This window comes from Synechococcus sp. CCY9202, assembly GCF_034931685.1.
Lineage (GTDB): Bacteria > Cyanobacteriota > Cyanobacteriia > PCC-6307 > Cyanobiaceae > CBW1002.
In genome coordinates this window covers 1-5,232 of sequence record NZ_JAYGID010000133.1, presented here as the reverse complement: position 1 = coordinate 5,232, position 5,232 = coordinate 1, and the positions used below count along the sequence as shown (strand labels likewise).

General features: G+C 67.4%; 5 protein-coding genes. 4 read left to right on the top strand and 1 reads right to left on the bottom strand.

Annotation, left to right across the window (positions count from 1 at the left end):
• From VB777_RS16160 to VB777_RS16150, 3 genes are all read left to right on the top strand, one after another.
• Positions 1 to 908 (top strand): efflux RND transporter periplasmic adaptor subunit (locus tag VB777_RS16160; RefSeq protein ID WP_323250202.1); only part of this gene is annotated, 908 nt, incomplete at its 5' end.
• Complete coding sequence (devC, locus tag VB777_RS16155; protein ID WP_197154195.1) at positions 905 to 2,053, top strand: ABC transporter permease DevC; 1,149 nt, start codon at positions 905 to 907, stop codon at positions 2,051 to 2,053. The genes VB777_RS16160 and devC, both read left to right, overlap by 4 nt.
• Before the next feature lie 14 nt (positions 2,054 to 2,067).
• Positions 2,068 to 2,739, top strand: coding sequence for an ATP-binding cassette domain-containing protein (locus tag VB777_RS16150; protein WP_197169863.1), 672 nt, complete (start codon positions 2,068 to 2,070; stop codon positions 2,737 to 2,739).
• 5 nt (positions 2,740 to 2,744) lie between these two features.
• On the opposite strand, the gene VB777_RS16145 is transcribed toward VB777_RS16150, so the two are convergent.
• Positions 2,745 to 4,319: a class I SAM-dependent methyltransferase gene (locus tag VB777_RS16145; RefSeq protein ID WP_323250200.1), complete on the bottom strand. Its 1,575-nt coding sequence runs from the start codon at positions 4,317 to 4,319 to the stop codon at positions 2,745 to 2,747.
• 90 nt (positions 4,320 to 4,409) lie between these two features.
• On the opposite strand from VB777_RS16145, the gene VB777_RS16140 reads away from it, so the two are divergent.
• The gene (locus tag VB777_RS16140; protein WP_323250198.1) at positions 4,410 to 5,078 is read left to right on the top strand and encodes an SOS response-associated peptidase; all 669 of its coding nucleotides are present in this window, start codon (positions 4,410 to 4,412) and stop codon (positions 5,076 to 5,078) included.
• Positions 5,079 to 5,232: the final 154 nt, after the last annotated feature.

The following is a 5,232-nucleotide window of genomic DNA, read 5'->3' as shown; positions in this document are numbered from 1 at the left end:
CCGATCCGACCCTGCTCCGGCGCACCACCGACGATCTCGACCGGTTGCTGGAGGTGCTGCCGCCGGTGGTCCAGGAATCCCTGCTGGCGATCGACGGCCATGAGCAGCTCCTGGAAGTGGTGCTCGACAACCAGGCCCAGCTCGAGGCGTCCGTGGCCGCCGCCCGGGCGGAGGTGAACCTGCTGCGCTCGCGCCTGGCCATCGCCCGCGCCGATGCCGGCAGCGGCGAAGCCAGCCAGCTGGCCAAGGTGCGCTCGCTTGAGGCCCAGCAACGGACGGCGGCCACAGAAGCCCGCCGGTACCAGGCCCTGTTCGCCAGCGGGGCGGTGTCGGCCGAGGAGCGCGACGCGCGCCAGCTCACCCTCGACACCGTGAGCGCCTCGTTGCAGGAAGCCCGGGTGCTGCTGGAGCGGCAGCGTGCCCGCAGCACGGCGGGCTCCGGCGGCACCGATCTCGATGTGGAAGCGGCCCAGCGCGGCCTTGAACAGGCCCAGGCCAACCTGCAACAGGCCGAGGCCGCCCGCGACGACAACCTGATCCGCTCCCCGATCGATGGCAGCGTGCTGCGGGTGTTCGCCCGCGCCGGCGAATCGCCCGGCAACGCCGGGATCCTTCAGATCGGCCAGACCCGGCGCATGCAGGTGGTGGCGGAGGTGTATGAAAGCGACCTGCCGCGGGTGAAGCCGGGCCAGCCGGTGCGGATCAGCAGCCCGGCCCTGCCGCGTCCGCTGGAGGGGCGGGTCGGTCTGATCGGCGCGATCGTGCTGCGCCAGAGCGTGATCAACACCGACCCCAGCGCCAACAGCGACAGCCGGGTGGTGGAGGTGCGGGCGCCGCTGACGCCGGAGAGCAACCTGCGGGCCTCGGGCCTCACCAACCTGCAGGTGCGCGCGGTGATCGGCCCATGAGAACCCCCCTCGGCTGGCTGCAGCTGCGCCACGAACGGGGCCGCTTCATCGTGGCGCTGGCCGGCATCGCCTTCGCCGATCTGCTGATGTTCATGCAGCTGGGCTTCCAGGCGGCGCTGTACGACAGCAACACCCGGCTGGATCGTTCCTTCAACGCCGATGTGGTGCTGATCAGCCCCAAGGCGCTGAACCTGCAGAACCTCTCCACCTTTCCCCGCCGCCGCCTGTTTCAGGCCCTGGATGTGCCCGGGGTGGTGGATGCCCAGGGGCTGTACATCCGCACCGTGACCTGGCGCAATCCCCAGACCCTGCGCAGCGCCACGGTGCAGGTGCTGGGCTTCAATCCCGACGCTGCTGTGCTGCGGCTGCCGGAGGTGATGGCCCAGGCCGATGCGCTGAAGCTGCCCGATACGGTGCTGTTCGACCGGGGCGCGCGGGGCCAGTACGCCGAGGTGATCGATCGGATCGATCGGGGTGAGAGGGTCACCACGGAGATCGAGCGGCGCACGATCACGGTGGCGGGTCTGTTCCGGCTGGGGGCCTCGTTTGGTGCCGATGGCACCTTGATGGCCAGCGACCAGACCTTCCTGCGGATGTTTCCGCGGGTGAGCGCCGGCAGTGTGAGCGTGGGGCTGCTCACCCTGGCGCCGGATCAGGACACCGCCGCGGTGGTGGAGGCCCTCAAACGCCATCTTCCCGATGATGTGAAGGTGCTCAGCGACGCCGATTTCATCCAGTTCGAGGAGAACTACTGGCGGGTGGCCAGCCCGGTGGGCTTCATCTTCGGGTTGGGCACGGCCATGGCGTTTGTGGTGGGGGTGGTGATCGTGTATCAGGTGCTGTCGACGGATGTGAATGCCCACCTGCGCGAATACGCCACCTTCAAGGCGATGGGCTTCCGCAACCGCTATCTGCTGCTGGTGGTGATGGAGCAGGCCCTGATCCTGGCGGCGCTCGGTTTCATCCCCGGGGCGGTGATGCCGGTGGGGCTGTATGCGCTGGCCGCCAATGCCACGCGCCTGCCGATCGCCATGACCGTTGAACGGGCGATCACGGTGTTTGTGCTGACGCTGGTGATGTGCCTGGCCTCGGGGGCGATCGCGACGCGGCGCTTGCAGGCGGCCGACCCGGCTGAGTTGTTCTGAGCAGGAGCCCCGCCATGGCCAGCGCGATCTCGATTCATGGGCTCAACCACAGCTTCGGCCGCGGAGCGGTGCGGCGCCAGGTGCTGTTCGATGTGGCGCTGGAGGTGGAGAAGGGCGAGATCGTGCTGCTCACCGGACCCTCCGGTTCGGGCAAAACGACGCTGCTCACCCTGATCGGCGGGCTGCGGGCGGCCCAGAGCGGCTCGTTACGGGTGCTGGGCCGCGAGCTGATGGGCGGATCGGACCGGGCCCTCACCCTGGCGCGGCGCGAACACGGCTACATCTTCCAGGCCCATAACCTGCACCGCAGCCTCACCGCCACCCAGAACGTGCGCATGGCGCTGGAGATGCGCGGCACCCTGAGCACCGCCGAGATGGACCGCCGCGCCCGCCGGATCCTGGAGAGCGTGGGGCTGGGCGATCACCTGGAGATGAAACCCGACCAGCTCTCGGGCGGCCAGAAGCAACGGGTGGCGGTGGCCCGGGCACTGGTGGGCGAGCCGCCGCTGCTGCTGGCCGATGAACCCACGGCCGCCCTCGACAGCCGCTCCGGCCGCGAGGTGGTGACGTTGATGCAGCGGCTGGCCCGCGAGCAGGGCTGCACGATCCTGCTGGTGACCCACGACAGCCGCATCCTCGACGTGGCCGATCGCACCGTGTCGATGGAAGACGGCCGGCTGCGTTGAGCGGATCAGAACAGCCCCAGCCGCCTGAGATCTTCCATCCCTGCTCCCTGTAACTCTTGCCAGAGTTGTGCCAACAGATTGGAAATCCCCTGCTTGTCACGGACGGCCTGACCCTTCTGATCGTGCAGGGTGAGGCCAGCCCTCAGTATTCCCATTGCCACCATCTGCACCCGATCGGCATCCTTGAGTCCGAGCCCCTCCACCTGGGTCAGCAGGATCTGGGCGTCTCCCAGAGGGATGGGAAGTCGCAGATCCGGTGCCAGCAGTCCACCGGCCCCCTTCCCCCGAGATGCCAGCTCGACCAGCTTCTGGTTGAAGGCTGTGATTTCGGCCGGCTCGGCCGCCTTGAGGCCTGGCTGTGAACCTGCGGCCAGGGCTGCGAATGGATCGGTGCCCACCCGATTCTGATCCAGCAGCAGTGCCAGCTGGGGCAAGAGATCGCGGGGTGCCTTCCCCAACTCCTGGGCCAGTTCACCCAGGCTGCGGGGCCCATCAGCCAGGACCCGATCCACAGTCTGGAGAATGGCGGCATTGATGGCCATGGTTCCCATGCTGGTGGGGAATCCCTGGCGGGCTTTCAGGGAATCCTGTCGCAGGATCAGAGGCAGGGAAGCCAGTTCGACCTGGGTGTCGGAGGAATTGGGAGGAACCACCCCACGGGCAAAGAGATCGCGCCGAAACGATTGACTGATGGCCAGGTCGAAGAGGATCTCCTGCAGTGCTGGATGTCGGGCCTGTGCGACCCAGGCGGTCCGGATCGGATCGAGCATCTGCGGGAAGAGTTCCGGCAAGGTGGCCGAGCCCACGTGGGTCAGGCCTGCTTGAGCGCAGGCTCGATGCATGGGCCCCACATAGAGCGGTTGATGGGTGGCTTGGTACTCCCCCAGCAGGTAGGTGCCCGGTGCATTGGTCAACGCCTGCAGAGCAGTGCGTAATTCCGGATGGAACCTGCCGAGGGGCGATGTGTGGGTGTCCCCATCCCCGAGCAGCTCTTGAAGCCAGGCCGTGGCCTGCTGCAGTGAGGCCTCGCTGGTGTTGTGACCACTCAGCAGACCCAGCTCCAGAGCCAGCATCTGCAGAGGGCTGCGTGACAACCAACCTGGATAGGTGTTGTAGGAGCAGTAGAAGAGTCCACCCGGCTGCAGGTTGTGGCTTGCCGCCTCCAGCAAGGCCTGGCGGGTGTCCGCGTCCACCCAGCTGGCAATGCCATGGGCCAGCACCAGGTCGTAGGCCTCGGGCCAGAGGCGACAGGGGCCGCGATCCGGCGGTCCTTCGGTGAAGTCCCGCAGATCCGCCACGGCGAACTGCACATTGCTCAGACCCAGCTCCCTGGCCTGTGTGGTGGCCCGCGCCACATGGCTGGGATGGAAATCGATGCCGAAGAACTGGGCATCGGGATGGGCGGCGGCGTTGAAGATCAGGTTCAGACCGTGGCCGCAGCCGAACTCAAGAACGGTGAAACGCCCCTGCCGCAGATCCCAGCGATGGCGACCGCCAAGCAGGCTGGCGATTGCCAGCCAGGAGACGGCCAGTTCCCGGTGCACAAAAGCTGGGTACAGTCGGTCCTGGCGGTAATCCATGACTCAGGAGATACCTGCTACCGCTTGGAGAATCGCACCAGAATGGGAGATCCAGCGGCTGCCGGCGACGCTGACTGCCACAGTTGACCGATGTGTGGTCGTTATTCTCTCACCAGCCCCATCGACCAGCTGCTGCTGCGTCTGCAGGGTCCGCTGCCGCAAGGCCTGGCGGCCCACTACGCACCGCGGCAGGAGATTGCTGCAGGGGAGCCGGTGCTGATTCAGCGGCAGGAGCATGGCCAGCTGCAGGTGGGGCTGGCCCTGTGGGGCCTGCTGCCGGAATGGCAGAAACAACCGCTGGGTACCCCCCGGCCGATCAATGCCCGCAGTGAAACCGTGGCCGAGAAGGCGAGTTTCCGAGGCGCCTGGCGCCATCGCCGCTGCCTGCTGCCGGCGACTGCCTATCGCGAAGGTCGCGGATCACGCTGTGTGTGGGTGAGCCGCCGCGACCGGCAGCCCTTCTGGCTGGCGGGTCTGTGGGACCGCTGGATCGGCCCGGATGGCAGTGAGGTGGAGAGTTGCTGCGTGCTCACCACCCGCGCCAATGCCTTGGTGGCTCCGTTCCACCCCCGCATGCCGGTGATCCTGCCGGACGGCCTGGAAGAGGCCTGGCTGCAGCCGGCGAATGGAGCTGCCCTGCGGGCCCTCGAACCCCTTCTGGAGCCCGTGGAGCAGGGCGACTCGTGGCAGGCGGACCCTGGACCTGCCAGGGGCCGGGCGCTTGGACCGGATCAGCAGATGACCCTCTTCCATCTCTGAGGTAACCCGCTGGGAGTTTGTCGCCCGAAACCAGCAGCGCCAGCGAGTACAAGCACTTGCTGAACCAACGGTCTTGGTTACCGGCATCTCAATGCCGGTGATTCCGGCCAATCGTCGGCTGCAGCAGGCAGCCAGAGGGGCTGTCCCCTCAAGC